The following is a 15,373-nucleotide window of genomic DNA, read 5'->3' on the forward strand; positions in this document are numbered from 1 at the left end:
AGAGCTTGATCGGCTGAGAACGTATCTCCATCGATGTGATCGACGACCTCCTCGATCCTCATGTCAGATTGCGCATACTGCCATGTGTAAGCCATCGCTGACACTTTAAAAGGTCGGGGCCTCGGAGAAAGTTCTCTTGGTCTATTCAACAGCCGCGATCAAGGGCTTCTGAAATGGCTCGAGCCAAAACTCGGCGGTTTTCTGGATTGCTCACTATTGTTGCGTGGTTGCCTGGAACCCGTACGGCACGAATAGCCTCAGCGTTCACGACCCGGTCCCAGCCCTGGTTTGGCAAGTCGCTTCTGAGTTGTTTGTCAGGTGGGACCCGATGACTGATGAGAGGCTCGCTCGCATAGAACTGATGTATTTCGATCGCGAGCGACGGAACGCGATACGATCGTAGCGCGCGGTGAAATGTGTCGACCTTTTGATACATCGAAACGTCACTGTGAAGATCGTGATCTGGAGCTAGCGCTCCTATTTGCTGCGCCTTTTCAAGCAACTCAGAGATGGAAGCTTGTTCGCAGTCGCGTTCCAAAATCTCGTGATACGCATCGCGCAAGATTCCACAACGATCCAAAACAAATTCTCGCGCCAAATTCTTTAGTGATCCGTTTGAAGAAGCCGCAGGTAGACTAACATCAATGAACGCCATGAATGACACAACTTCATCACCACTCAGTAACTGCTCGGCAATTGCATAAGCCAGGATCGCACCTGATGAGTATCCAGCAAAGCGGTATGGGCCAAGTGGCTGGATTTGTTTGATCGCAAGGATCACCTCTGCGGCCACCGCCTCAAGAGTCGGTGGACGAACGTCATCGAACGGGGGCCATGGCAGAGCGTAGACCGGGCAGTCTACATCTATTTCCGCTGCCAAACCGAGGACATACGAACAATCCCCAAAACCTGTGGGGACAAAGAAGAGAGGTGGCTGTGATCCGGTCGGTCGAACGGGAATCACCGCCCTGTTACTGGGCTGCACCTGCAAACGAATCTTCGATGCAAGCTGCTTCAGAACAGGGGCTCGGAAGAGGTCGATGGCGCTAAAACTTAGCCCAAGATTTAATGCTCGACTGAGCATCTGCACAGCCAAGAGGGAGTGGCCGCCCAGTTCGAAGAAGTGGTCGTTGCGCCCGATGCGCTCGACACCAAGGAGCTCGGCCCAGATCTGCGCCAGCGCCGTCTCGACCGCGCCTTGCGGCGCCTCATAGGCTGCCAGCGCATAGGCCTGATCGGCCGGCGCCGGCAGCGCGTTCCGATCGAGCTTGCCATTGACCGTGAGCGGAAGCGCCGCCAGCCGCACAAACGCGCTCGGCACCATGTAGTCCGGCAGCCGCGCACTTAAGTGCGCGCGCAAAGCGCCTGCAAGCCCGCCTGCATCGCCCTCGTCCGAGCCGGCCTCGGGCGCGCAGACCACATAGGCGATCAGATGCTTGTCGCCGGTGCCGTTCTGGCGCGCCACCACCACCGCCTCGCGCACCCAGGCGTGTTCGCAAAGCTTTGCGACGATCTCGCCCGGCTCGATGCGATAGCCGCGGATCTTCACCTGATCGTCGTTGCGGCCCAGGAACTCAAGATTGCCGTCCGGCAGGTAGCGTGCCAGGTCGCCGGTCCGGTACAGCCGATCGCCCTCGACAAAGGGACTGGCGATGAACCGCTCGGCTGTCAGCTCGGGGCGGTTCAGGTAGCCCCGTGCCACCCCCGCCCCGCCAATGTAAAGCTCGCCCACCGCGCCGAACGGCACGGGCGCGCCATAGCCATCCAGCAGGTACACCCGCGTGTTGGCGATTGGACGCCCGATCGGGACCACCGAACCATTGAAATCAGCCGGGCAAGTCCAGATCGTCGCGCAGACGGTTGCCTCGGTCGGGCCGTAAGCATTGACAATTGAGGCTGGGGTCAGACTTCGGATGAGTTCCGGCTTTGGTAGCTCTCCAGCAAGAATGAGAACTTGTACGGCCAAATCATCCGGATCCTTGCTGGTCTGGAGCAACGCGGGGGGTAATGTCGCGTGGGTGATGGCTTCGCTTTGGAGATAATCCGATAGCTTGCTACTCGCTTGACGGATCTCTTCCGCAGGCAAGTGCAAAGCGGCTCCGGAGCCAAACGCCATAACAAGCTCCCAAGCGCTTGCATCAAAAGCAATGGATGCGAACTGCACGACGCGGCTGTTGGAAGAAGCGCCAAAGAGGCCGACCTGAGCCGACAGCAGATTGACCAACCCCCGATGCTGGACCATGACCCCCTTTGGGATTCCGGTTGAGCCTGAGGTGTAGATTACATAAGCGAGATGGTCCGATGTGAGGCCAAGCGTGCGCCGGTCAGGGTTTGAAGCCGCCCGTTCGGCCCAGGCGGGTGTGGCCGTCTCCAGATCGATGACTGTCACATCGGTCAGCACCTCGGGGCGGAGTGCTGCGCGACCAACGCCGTCGCACAGCAGCAGCCGCGGCGCGGCATCGTCGACAACCTGATGCAGCCGCTGGCTGGGATAGGCTGGGTCCAGCGGCAGATAGGCACCGCCCGCCTTCAGGATCGCCAAGACACCAACCACCATCGCCGGACTGCGTTCGAGGCAGATCGCAACCGGCTGGTCCGGCTTGACCCCAAGCTCGATCAGGTGATGTGCCAGGCGGTTGGCCCGCGCATTGAGCTCGCCATAGCTCAGCCGCTCATCACCGCAGACCAGCGCCACCGCCTCCGGCGCCTTTTGCACCTGCGCCTCGAACAGCTCATGGACGCACAGGTCCGATGGATAGGCCCTCCCCGTCCGGTTCAGATCCTTCAGCAGATAGGTACGCTCCTCGGCCGGCAGGATGTCGAGGTCGCGTACCGGCGTATCCGGGGCATGCTCGAGCGCCTTTGCCAGTTGCTCGAGCGCGCGCTGCATGTAGCCGCAGATTCGATCCGCCGAGACTGGCTCCGCGACCTGCGCAGTGAGGCCTAGCGCCTCGCCAAAGTCCTCCACCGAAAGGGTCAGGGGATAGTTGGTGCGTTCCTCCCCACCCAGCCATTCCATGCCCGGCAAGACATCATCCGTCCCGGAGCCGGGCACAGCCGGCGCCGTGTTGTGACGGTAGTTCAACAGCGTGCTGAACAGCGGCGCCGACGCCGCAACAGCGCTGCAGCGCTGTGCCAATGCCAGCGAGGCATGCTCATGTGCCAGCAGGTCGGCCAGCCGGGCGTGCGTCATCCGCACGCTCGCCTCGACGGCGGTCCCATCGAGATCAAGTCGCAGCGGCAGGGTGTTGATGAACAGCCCCATGGCGCGGTCGGCGCCAGCGCTGCCCTGCAGCCGGCCTAACAGCACCGTGCCGAACACCACCTGCTCGCGGCCGCTGCTGCGCGCCACCACCTGTCCCCACGCCAGATGGCACAGGCTCGCCAGACTCACCCGCAGCCGACGCGCCTGTTCGCGTAGCTGCGCATGGAGCGCTGGCGGCAGCATCCGATGAGCCTCTCGAACCCCGCCACCGTCGCCGCGCACCTCGCTCAAGCCGAAGGGCGTGGTCGGCTCGTCGATGTCGGCCAGCAGCTCCCGGAAGAACGCTTCATCGGACTTGGCATCACCACGTAGATGCGCCTGTGCCACCAAATTACGGAATGGCTGCGGCGCCGTCAGCTCATGCACACGCTCCTCCAGCTCGGCCCGGACCTCAGCATGCATCACGTCGCGCGTTGTGTGATCCCCGACGAGATGATGCTGCAGCTCCAGCAGCAGCCAGCGCGCGCTACCGGGCTCGCGCGCAATCACAAACCGCAGCAGTGGCGCGCGGTCAAGCTCGATGCGGTGCCGACGTGGATCAAACCGCTCCTTGAGCTGCTCGGCGCCAGTGCCGTGAGCGCCATCCAGCTGAATCTCGATCACCTCCAGTCGCGCCTGCCGCCACACCACCTGGGCAGGCCGCGACAACCCCTCCCAGACAAACGCGGTACGCAGGATGTCATGGCGATCCACCACCCGCTGGAGCGCGGCAAGATAGCGATCGAGCAGCCCACGCTCGGCAAACGCCATCTGCGAGACCAGTAGGTATGGATCGCCCTTTGCCGCTAGCAAATGATGGAACAGGATGCCATCCTGCAGCGGCGACAGGCCGTAAATGTCCTGAATGTTGCAAACCCCGCCGGGTACCGCGGCGATGATCCGGTCGATCTCGCCCTGCGTCAGCTCGATCAGCGGCAACATCTGGGGCGTGATCGCCGCAGTCCGCTCGGTGATCAAGTTGGACGGGACCGCCACCTCGTGATAGCGACCCAGGCTTGCAGCCAGATCCGCCAGCACCGGCTTGACGAACAAGGTGCGCACCTCGATGCGCAGTGACCGCCGCCGTAGACGCTCGATCATCTGCACCGCCGAGAGCGAGTGCCCTCCCAGTTCGAAGAAGTTGTCGTCTCGTCCGACCCGCTCCAGCCCCAGCAGCTCGGCCCAGATCTGGGCCAGAACCGCCTCCATCTCGCCCTGTGGCGGCGCATAGGTCCGGCGCGCATACGCCTCGTCGCGAGGGGCCGGCAGCGCCTTGCGATCGAGCTTGCCGTTCAGCGTCAACGGAAGCGCCGGCAGCCGCACGAACGCACTCGGCACCATGTAGTCCGGCAGCCCCGCACTCAAGTGCGCGCGCAAACCGCCGGCAAGATCAGATTCCTCAGCTTCAGAGGCAACGACATACGCAACGAGACGCTGCTCGCCGCGATCATCCTCGCGCGCCACCACCACCGCCTCGCGCACGCAGGCGTGCTCGCAAAGCTTTGCTACGATCTCGCCCGGTTCGATCCGGAAGCCGCGGATCTTCATCTGATCGTCGTTGCGACCCAGGAACTCAAGATTGCCCTCCGGCAGGTAGCGTGCCAGGTCGCCAGTCCGGTACAGCCGATCGCCCTCGACAAAGGGACTGGGAATGAACCGCTCAGTTGTCAGCTCAGGGCGGTTCAGGTAGCCCCGCGCCACCGCCGCCCCGCCAATGCAGAGCTCGCCCACCGCACCGAACGGGACCAGCCCGCCATGACCATCCAGTAAGTAGACCCGCGTGTTGGCGATTGGACGGCCAATCGGGACGATAGCGTTATCAAACTCAGCCGGGCAGCTCCAGGATGTAACGTCGATCGCGGCCTCAGTCGGACCGTAGAGATTGTGCAGGGCCGTCCAGGGCAATACGTGCCGAACCCTATGCACACTGGCGGCAGGGAGCGCCTCGCCGCTGCATAAAACCCGCCGCAGCGATGTGCAGCGGTCAACACTCTTTGCATCCAAAAATCTAACCAGCATGGATGGCACGAAGTGAACCGTGGTGATGCGCTGGCTGACGATCAAGCCGACCAATGCATCGGGATCTCTGTGCGCGCCGGGCGGCGCCACTACCAGCGTTGCCCCTTCAAGCAAAGTCCAAAAGAACTCCCAGGCCGAGACATCGAAGCTAAATGGCGTCTTCTGCAACACGACGTCTGTTGCCTTCAGATCATAGGCGCTCTGCATCCAGATCAGGCGATTGACGATAGCCCGATGCTCATTCTGTGCCCCTTTGGGCGTGCCCGTGGATCCCGAGGTGTAGATCACATAGGCGAGATTGCGGGAGGTCAGGTTGAGCGCGCGCGGGTCAGGATCCGCTTCCGACAAGCTGGCCCAGGCCGGCGCCGCTGCATCGAGTTCCACCACACTCACATCGGCCGGCACAACCGCGCCGAAGGCGGCATGGCCGGCCACATCGGCCAGCAGCAGCCGCGGCGCCGCATCCTCGAGCACCTGATGCAGCCGCGCCGAGGGATAGGCCGGATCCAGCGGCACATACGCTCCGCCAGCCTTCAGGATCGCCAAAAGCCCGACAACCATCATCGGACTGCGCTCGACGCAGATCGCAACCGGCTGGTCCGGCCTGACCCCGAGAGCGATCAGGTGATGTGCCAAGCGATTGGCCCGCGCGTTGAGCTCGCCATAGCTCAGCCGCTCATCTTCGGAGACCACCGCCACCGCATCCGGCGCCGTGTGCACCTGCGCCTCGAACAGCTCGTGGATGCACCGCTCCGCAGGATATGGCGCCGCCGTCCGGTTCAGGTCGTCCAGCAGATACGTGCGCTCGGCAGCCGACAGCAGCTCAATCCGGCGGACCTCTTGCTGCGCATCGGCAGCCATCGCCCGCAGCAGCGCCAGCAGATAACCACGCTGCCGCTCGATCGTCGCCTGATCAAACAGCGCCGTGGCATAAGCCAGCGCTCCGGCGATCTGCTCGCCATGCTCGCCAAGGCTCAGCTCCAGATCGAACTTGACCTGGTCAAACTCATGCCCGGCAGCTTCGACACTCAGCCCCGGCAGCTCCAATGACGCAACCGCATTGTTCTCCCAGGCCAGCATCACCTGGAATAACGGCGTGTGATCAAGTGCCCGGGGCGGCTGCACGATCTCCACCACCTGCTCGAACGGCAGATCCTGATGCTCCTGCGCAGCCAGTACCGTGCGCCGCGTCCGCTCCAGAAGCTCCGACACGCTTGGCTTGCCCGACAGGTCGAGCCGAAGCGCCAGGGTGTTGACGAAGAAGCCGATCAGCTCTTCGATCTCCCGGTGCCCCCGATTGGCGCTCGGCACGCCAATCACAAGATCGTCCTGTCCCGACAGACGCGACAGCACCGCCGCCCAGGCCGCCAGCACCGTCATGAACAACGTCGTGCCATGCTGCAGGCTCAGCCGCTTCAGCTCCCGCGTCAGATCCGCATCGACGGTAACCGGGACCGTGGCCGCGGCAAACGACTGCTGGCCAGGCCGCGCACGGTCCGTCGGCAAGACAAGACGGGTCGTGCCTGTCAGAGCGCTGCGCCAATACTGCGCCTGCTTCTGCAGCCGTTCCCCCGACAGCCATTGGCGTTGCCAGGCGGCGTAATCCGGATACTGGATCGCAAGCGGCGGCAGGGGATCGTCCTGCCCAGCCTCGAACGCCCGGTAAAGCTGGCTAAGTTCACGCAGCAGCACGCCCATCGACCAGCCGTCCGAGACGATGTGATGCTGGGTCAGGAGGAAGACGTGCTCCTCAGCCGACATCCGCACCAGATGCCCGCGGATCAGCGGACCGCGCGCAAGATTGAACGGCGTGCGTCCCTCTTGATGGCACAGAGCCAAAAGTGCCGCTTCCGCATCCGATCTCTCCCGCAGATCGTGGTCAACTATCGGCAGTCCCGCATCCGGCGGCAGAACCTCAACCCGGGGCTTACCTTGCGTCGCGACAAAGACACTGCGCAGCGCCTCATGGCGCGCAAACAGACGGTCAAGGCTGCGCTGCCAGGCGGTGCGGTCGAGCCCCCCGCGCAGTCGCAGGGTCAGCGGAATGTGATAGTTCGTGCTGCCTTCGTTCAGCTGCGCCAAAAACCATAGCCGCTGCTGCGCAAATGACAGCACAAGCGGCTCATGGCGCGACACGGCTGCAATCGATGGCAGCTGTTGCGGTCCGGAGCGGCTCAACAGCTCGACGACACTTGCCGCCAGGTCAGTCAGCACTGGCCTTGCGAACAGCGTTGACAGCGGTAGTTCAACCCCAACCGCCTGCGACAGCCGGCTCGACATCTGCACAGCCAAGAGGGAGTGGCCACCCAGTTCGAAGAAGTGGTCGTTGCGCCCGATGCGCTCGACACCAAGGAGCTCGGCCCAGATCTGCGCCAGCGCCGTCTTGACCGCGCCTTGCGGCGCCTCATAGGCTGCCAGCGCATAGGCCTGATCGGCCGGCGCCGGCAGCGCGTTCCGATCGAGCTTGCCATTGACCGTGAGCGGAAGCGTCGCCAGCCGCACAAACGCGCTCGGCACCATGTAGTCCGGCAGCCGCGCACTCAAGTGCGCGCGCAAGGCGCCTGCAAGCCCGCCTGCATCGCCCTCGTCCGAGCCGGCTTCGGGCGCGCAGACCACATAGGCGATCAGATGCTTGTCACCGGCGCCGTTCTGGCGCGCCACCACCACCGCCTCGCGCACCCAGGCGTGTTCGCAAAGCTTGCGACGATCTCGCCCGGCTCGATGCGATAGCCGCGGATCTTCACCTGATCGTCGTTGCGGCCCAGGAACTCAAGATTGCCGTCCGGCAGGTAGCGTGCCAGGTCGCCGGTCCGGTACAGCCGATCGCCCTCGACAAAGGGACTGACGATGAACCGCTCGGCTGTCAGCTCGGGGCGGTTCAGGTAGCCCCGTGCCATCCCCGCCCCGCCAATGTAAAGCTCGCCCACCGCACCGAACGGCACGGGCGCGCCATGGCCGTCCAGCAGGTACACCCGCGTGTTGGCAATTGGTCGCCCGATGTGAGGCATCTCGGACCAACATGACGGATCAGCTGCAAGGCGGTGCTCGGAAATGACGCTGATTTCTGTGGACCCATATTGATTGATCAATCTCGCGTTCGGGTGTGCTTCGAAGAACGCCCTAAGCAGTGGAGTGGCTTGCAGTCGTTCGCCGGCTGTATAAAGCTCTCTTAAAGAGGGCAGCTGCACGCGCTGCCTACTGCAGACTTCCGCAAAATGATTCAATGCCACGAACGGGAGGAAAAGCCGCTCGATCGCCTCCCGCTGTACAAATTCCAGCAGGTCGGAGAAGCGCCTCCGGGTCTCTTCCTGCACGAGCACAAGCGCTCCGCCGTCCTTCCAACAGATGAACAACTCCTGACAGGACACATCGAAGTTCAGGGTCGCAAATTGAAGTGTTCGCAGTTTTGACGCGCCGATCCCCGCAAGCGAATTCACGAGTGCGCCGTGGGACATTTCAACGCCCTTGGGGATTCCGGTTGAGCCGGAAGTATAGGTGACATAGGCGAGATGGCGCGATGTGAGGCCAAGCGTGACTGGGTCCGGGTTCGAAGCCGGCCGCTCGCCCCAAGTCGGGGCCGCCATCTCCAGATCGACCACCTTCACATCGGCCACGGCCTCGGCGCCCAATGCGGTTCGACCGGCGACATCGCAAAGCAGCAGTTTCGGTTTTGCATCGTCGACAATTTGCCGCAGCCGCGCTGAGGGATACGCCGGATCTAGCGGCAGATAGGTGCCTCCGGCCTTCAGGATCGCCAAGACACCAACCACCATCGCTAGGCTGCGTTCCAGGCAGATCGCCACCGGCTGGTCCGGCTTGACCCCGAGCTCGATCAGATGATGCGCCAGCCGGTTAGCGCGCGCATTAAGTTCGCCATAGCTCAGTCTCTCCTTCCCATGGACCACCGCCACCGCTTCCGGTGCCTTTTGCACCTGCGCCTCGAACAGCTCATGGATACATCGCTCAAAAGAATAAGGCGCCGCCGTCCGGTTCAAATCCTCGAGTAGATACGCGCGTTCGTCGGCTGGCAGAATGCCGATTCGGCCGACAGACTGCCCCGCATCGTCCATCACGCCGCGTAACAAAGCTTGCAAATGCTGTGTCATGCGGTCAATCTGCTTGGGCGCCAATCGAGCGGCATCAAAATGCCAGCGGAAGCGCCCATCCAGAGCGCGAACCTCAAAGGTCAGCAAATCGCCGCATATGGCTTGGGCAGCCTTATGGTCCGTCGACAGACCGTCGGCGACGGAACAGCTCTCTGTCGTGATAGCAAGGCCGATCGGCCAAGGCTGAGGCGCCCGTAGCGCCTCCACTCCTCGCAATGTCGGGCAGCGCGCGATCAGATCTCGGGAAAAGCTAGCGTGCGCTTTCAGCTGAGCGACTTCGGCCGCTACGGTTTTGCGGACTTCTTCAAAATCATGACCAAGCTCGATGCAAACATCCATCGGCACGACGGAGGCGATCAACATCTCGACGAGTTTGCAGCCAGTTTGCAATCCGTCCCATGCAGGCTTCCATCCCAGCTGAAGCTCTTCCTGCCTCGTGACCCGAGCGAGATAGATTAGCCAAGCCGTTACCAAATATTCCGAGCGGTCTTGTGGGGAAAGTTTAGCCAACGCGCTTGAGCTAAACCACGAACTCGACTGCCATCGGGAAGGCGCCGCAGCCACGGACGATGACACGAAAGGAGGATGCAATCTTCTAAACTGCTCGAGGCGCCGTCGCCAAAACTCCTCCCCGCGCGCCAGCAGCTCATGTGCGCCAGATATGCTCTGCACGTGTTCATCGCTCATTCCGCATCACCAAATATGGTGTCGGCAGTATCGCAGCTGCCACTCAACCGCGTCAGCGTTTCTGGTAAGCGTTCTCATCGAACGACTTCTCCTCTATGGCGCTCTTTAGAGGATTACGCATGTATCGTGCCAACGGTGAAATCGAGTGCGATCACTGCGATCGTCACAGCGGGGCTATGTCAGCTCTCCAACAGCGTCGCCCGACATCGTACAATTGAGCGCGCCATTAATCGGAATAAGCATCCCCCTGCCTGGTCTTCCGGACAAGCCTGGACTCCCAAAGTAATTTGTCGACTCAGCCGAACCGCATCGCCTGCGCCTTTCGCAAAACCGGGACAAAGAGTTTTTCTGAGGTCCGCGCGTGCGGCACGCGGCAGTGCTAGATGGCTCGAGTAAACGTTTCTCGCAATTAGCGACAGTTCATATTGGATGGTGTTTCTTCGCGTCGCTCAATATGTAGAGCCTGCAGGGTCGTCGAGCTTGTGGCGCTCGGTTCCGGTGAGGGGCGGGTTGAAGATGCTAACGAGGATCAAGTCCTTGCCCCGTCCCCCGCGCAGGAAATGCTTGTCATGCTTGTCAAGTACATACATGTCGCCCCGGCGAATGGGAAAGACATTGCCGTCCATGTCCTCGACCTCACCCTCTCCGCCAATGCAGTAGCAGGCTTCGAGATGATTCCGGTATTGCAGAAGGGAAACGGTGTCGGCGCGCACGACGGTGTGGCAGATGCTAAAACCCATGCCGTCCTTATCCGTCAAGAGGCGGTGGCTAGTACCATTGCCCCAATCGACGAAGTGATCGGTTGCTTCAACGTCGTGCAGGCTACGCACAATCATAGTGTTCGATTGCCCCAGATTGAAGTGATTGATCCAAAGGCGGGAGGCGGTTGTTCTGCCCCCGGAACTGCGACCTCCCCTGTCGCGCGGCCGACTGGGATCTCCGTCGAAAAACCCCGCGGCCGGTTGCCGAGAGCACGTGCAGTAATCCTACGGGATTGGCTACACGCAAACGCCCTGCCATTTGCCCCACATCGACTATTAAAACTGTAGGCGCGAGGGTATTTCGCAGCCGACCTGGATCGGCGCGTAATAGCTTGATGTTCCACCTTTCGCGCGGTACCGCCGCTTACCTTTGTATTTCCCAGAATGCAGCTGGAGATGTTGCCGGCGATGAACTGTCTCCACAGATTTGGCAAGTCGTTTCCTTCCTTTGTGACTCTCGCCGCGAATACGCTTCCCCAGCGTCTCAGCTAGGAGAGCAAATGTCATGCCGCGATAGCAGACCGATGAAGGATAAAAGTTGTGACTGTCTCATGCTGGCTAGCGTTGGCTGGGCGTGTAGCCAATCTAACAAACTGGCGAGATATTGGCCGAATACAAACAGGTCCTCGAGCGAGAACCGGTCGAGCAGAGCGGAGCGCCAAGACCCCCAAACCGCTTCAATCCGCGCTTTTAGAAGTTGCAAACTACTCCTGGCGTCACGCTAGGAAAACTCGTTGTGAACGTCGGAAATGTTGGCCAAGCTGCGCCGCCCTGTGGCTGCCCATTGAGCTATTTCTTTTTTTTCGCAATCTTGCGCTTCGGCTTCCGAGCTCTGGTCGCAGATTTAGCAGACTTTGACTCGGAGGGGGCCTTCTTCGCTCGTGCGATCCTGGGCGGGTCTTCTTAGTCACAGGAGCATTTTGAAAGGCGCTCTGCACTCGTCGTCGATCGGCTAACACCTGGACGCGGTGTTGCAGGCTCGCAGCCTCATTCGTCCGGTTAGCGGCGCGGAAATGGTCTGCGGCCCTTCGGAAACACGCCTCTGCGGCTTCGAGATCAGTCAGGCTTTGAGTAAGCTCCCCTCTGAGCGAGAGAGTGTCACCTAGGTGGCTCTCCATGCGCGCAACTTCAAGCGAATCCCATTCGACTTTGGAGTAATAATCCCGAAGGCGCCGATAGTGCTGTATCGCCGCGGAGAGGTTTTTTGCTTGGTTTATCCGGGAGGAGACTTCGACATAGGCAGCGGCGAGCCGGGCTTCTAAATGCATCCATGGGATGTCTCGTTTGCCATCTCTCGACAATAACTTTGCGACGTGTCCAAGCTCGCTCTCCGATTCGGCTGGAGACTGCGGCAAGGCGGCCAGGGCCGCAGTGAGGCGGCGTTCGAGCTGTTGTCGAACATCGAGGGCAACTGACGATCGGCTTTGCTCCTCTTCCGGCGGGTCCAACAGAGACTGAACAAGTGCGCGCACGAACAACGACGCAAGCTGTCTATTGACCGTTAGATCCTGTCGTGGAGCATCGCTCAACACGTATACTGCTAGAAGATGCGCCTGCGGAAATTCCTCCTGCAGCTCGGCGATTTCGTCCATGCCGGACGAAAAGCCGGCGGCGGACAAAGCCGACCGGCCCCTTTCCATTCGCATATCGGCGAGAGTCCCGAAGGCTACATGCGGCGCCCCAGCGTTTGGAATGGAGATATACCGAGACCAGTCGTCGCCGTAGGACACTCTGTGCGCAGCATTGAGAAGTCTCATTAAAGGAGCCAGCGTTTCGCGCTCCTCCCGGGCGAACTCGGTCGCGACCAATAGTCGACTTCGGTCGGACTCGTTTGCTCGATAAGCGGTCCCGACCACGATGATTGCCTGAGGAGGATCGGCACGCGGCATGCGAAATTTGCTTGGAAACAGTGACAAGCTCATCCCGCCATCGGGTCCTTTGAGTTCAAACGAATCGAGCTCGTCCCGCGAGCTCCCAGTCCGACGAAATTCGCGGGCAAGCAGTTCCTTCACTTCGCCGATACTGGTGACAATCCACGTAGATCGGATTGGGCCTTGGGTCGGAATCATTGCGGCTAAAGGTCCGCAAATCGTGAAATCATTCCCGGATAGGCGAATCGAGACCTCGCTACTCAGACGCTTATGCAACCTTTGGGTCAGGGATCGCGTCGTCACGTAGCCGTTCACGGTGGCCGTACGCAAGGCGTCCAGTATCTCCGCCGTAAAGGACCGTGGTGCAACAGCCCGCCGCCCAAATCCCTGGGCAACAATTGTCAGGATGTTTGGGAGCACGGGATGAGGTATCCGCTGCACGAAAGATAGCGGCATGATGGTCTCCCTCCCCAATAGGGGCGCGCCTTCTCCATCGATTATGCACACGATATCGTCAAACGAGCCGTGATTTGCTGACTGAGATACAATCTCCGAGAGCGCAGTATCTTCCGGTTCTGACGAGCCCATCCTCAGAAAGAGCTGCTGCTGGCCGTCGACAACCGTATGTCCAGCAAAATAGATGAAAACTCGGCGATGGTCGCCAGCGCCTTTGGCGTGCTTGGCTAAGCTTTCGACCGCATCCAGCAGTTGAATTCGGTCGGGCTGTTCCAAATAGAGAACCTGCTCGCGCGCGACGCCTATTTCGCCGAGCCACCTCACAAAACTTTGCGCGTCGGCGTGAGCGTCGGCAATCAGCGGCATCCCCGGCACGCCGGGAGCGCCAATGACCAGGGCGAACTGGCTAACGGTGTCGAGGGGTGCAGTTGGAGCTTGCTCACCTTCATCGTCGGCCAGCGGCTCGCCCGCGATTTCCTCCCACACTCCGACCCTCAGCCGCCATTCGCCACTCGAGTTCTGCCGTACGAGTCCGTTTTCAAGCAGCGCTTTCCAAGCGTCATCCTCTGTGTTTTCTGGGTCAAGTGGTAGATGGCGCCCGTATCGGAGCTTATCCAGAACGTCAGCAAGCCGGCGCTCGGAAAACCTGTTTCTAAATTGGTGAGCCCTCGTCTTCAAATCAGCGGCCGTTGCTGGATCGCCAAGCAGAGCCCGGCTCACTCGGGCGAATGCTGATGCGAAATCGGGAATTGAATGTTCACCGCGTTCGTCGAGGTATCTCACGGCGTATCTGCCCACGCGATCCTGGATATTTTCCAGATGCATCGAGACGCGCGCCTCCAACTCGGACGCAGCAGCTTCGGCTTCAGACTTGCGCAGAGACCGCATTAAGATTCTTCGAGCGAGCGCACGGACCTCAAAATAGGTGTGCTCCGGATCGCTGTTCGCCGCCGCTTCCGCGGTGCCGACGATCCCACTCAGCATAACCTGCGCAAGCACATAGGGAGAGGTATCTCGTCCGAGAACTGCTTCTTGGATCAGCCGCGCGACGGGAAGCGTGAAGGGGGTCGTGCACAATAGACGCGCAAGCCTGAGCGCGTCGGGTGACTGCACCGCGAGAGCTGAGATGATCTGCTCGAAATCGGACTCGGAACGGTTGGCCCGGTTCGGCTGCAATGACGTGATGCGCGAGGAATCCAGGAAGATCACCGGATTGCTTCCGCCGAGCCCCATCTGCATCTTGGCAAATCGGTGTACGCTCGCGGGATCCAGGCCTAGCACCGGCACGAAGGGACTGGTCGTTTCGTCAGAGATCGTCCACCAATAACGGCGTACGTCGAGCTGCGCTACCGGAAGCCCCGGCTTCACAGCCGAACAGAGGCCTTGAGGCTCTCCCAAGGGGGAGCGCTTGCGATCACCCTCTGGCAGTAAATAGATGAGAGCGACCGACGATGTGTCCAGCCAATCGCGCAGAAGCCGATCATAACTGCCATTCGTCCAATTCGGCGAAGAACCGTGCGTGGCGAGAAGGACGAGCCTTGCAACTCCGCTGCCGGCGACGAACTTCGTTGAGACGCGGGCGCCAGCCTGTGACACGAGCACGAAATCAGAACCCTCCGCATCCGTCGCGCGCGACCGCTTCTCAAGGTGCCAGAAACGCACATCGTCGAAAGCGCCGCTTTCATGCAGGATCTTGAAAAATTCGCGAAGTGTCTGTCGCCAGATTGGGATCGCCGGATCGTCCTCGAGCACGAGATCGACGGTAAACCAGCGCTGCTCCGACGGCTTGAGGATCGGAAAGGGAAAACCGATGGTCGCGGATGCGTCGACTGTTTGCTCCTCGTCCATTTCTGACCGCTCGGCAGATTTTCTACGGAGCGTGAACGGCCGTAAAGCGCGCGAGAAGTCTAGGCGGTTTGGTAAGGCACGCGCTGAAGGAACGGAGCCGAGCGAGGCCCTGCGCGTCCCCACCCCGCTCGGCGCGTCGGCCCAGACTTGGGCGGGCGCGGCGCTTCGTGGACCGGCGGCGGCTTCGCTGGTCCGCTCGATGACGGCAGCACCACCGAGCGCCGGCTGCGTTTGGACGGCCGGCGTGCGTTGCTGCACGTCTTCCACGTCGAATAACTTGCCACTGACGTGGTGGGCCAGCCAAAAGCAGTCGAGCATATGCTCAGCGGCTAGATCTACACCGCCCGAGCGCAGCCCCCTCAAAAGGTCGGAAAGCTGCAT

The 15,373-nt window shown here is 61.1% G+C and carries 4 protein-coding genes; all 4 read right to left on the bottom strand.

Going from position 1 to position 15,373, the window contains the following annotated elements; all coding sequences use genetic code 11:
* Positions 1–145: 145 nt before the first annotated feature.
* Positions 146–7,942: an amino acid adenylation domain-containing protein gene (locus AAFG16_RS38865; protein WP_342733929.1), complete on the bottom strand. Its 7,797-nt coding sequence runs from the start codon at positions 7,940–7,942 to the stop codon at positions 146–148.
* Positions 7,888–10,056 (bottom strand): amino acid adenylation domain-containing protein, encoded by a 2,169-nt coding sequence (locus tag AAFG16_RS38870; protein WP_342733931.1) that lies wholly within the window; start codon positions 10,054–10,056, stop codon positions 7,888–7,890. The genes AAFG16_RS38865 and AAFG16_RS38870 overlap by 55 nt, the downstream gene beginning before the upstream one ends.
* Positions 10,057–10,505: 449 nt before the next feature.
* Positions 10,506–10,892: an ectoine synthase gene (locus tag AAFG16_RS38875; RefSeq protein WP_342733933.1), complete on the bottom strand. Its 387-nt coding sequence runs from the start codon at positions 10,890–10,892 to the stop codon at positions 10,506–10,508.
* Between the two features lie 641 nt (positions 10,893–11,533).
* Positions 11,534–15,373, bottom strand: coding sequence for an SAV_2336 N-terminal domain-related protein (locus tag AAFG16_RS38880; RefSeq protein ID WP_342733935.1), 3,840 nt, complete (start codon positions 15,371–15,373; stop codon positions 11,534–11,536).

Source organism: Bradyrhizobium sp. B117 (assembly GCF_038969555.1).
In the GTDB taxonomy this organism is placed as follows: domain Bacteria; phylum Pseudomonadota; class Alphaproteobacteria; order Rhizobiales; family Xanthobacteraceae; genus Bradyrhizobium.

Coding starts and splice junctions, on each gene's coding strand:
- AAFG16_RS38880 (WP_342733935.1), bottom strand. CDS start 15,373: ATGCAGCTTTCCGACCTTTTGAGGGGGCTGCGCTCGGGCGGTGTAGAT.
- AAFG16_RS38875 (WP_342733933.1), bottom strand. CDS start 10,892: ATGATTGTGCGTAGCCTGCACGACGTTGAAGCAACCGATCACTTCGTC.
- AAFG16_RS38870 (WP_342733931.1), bottom strand. CDS start 10,056: ATGAGCGATGAACACGTGCAGAGCATATCTGGCGCACATGAGCTGCTG.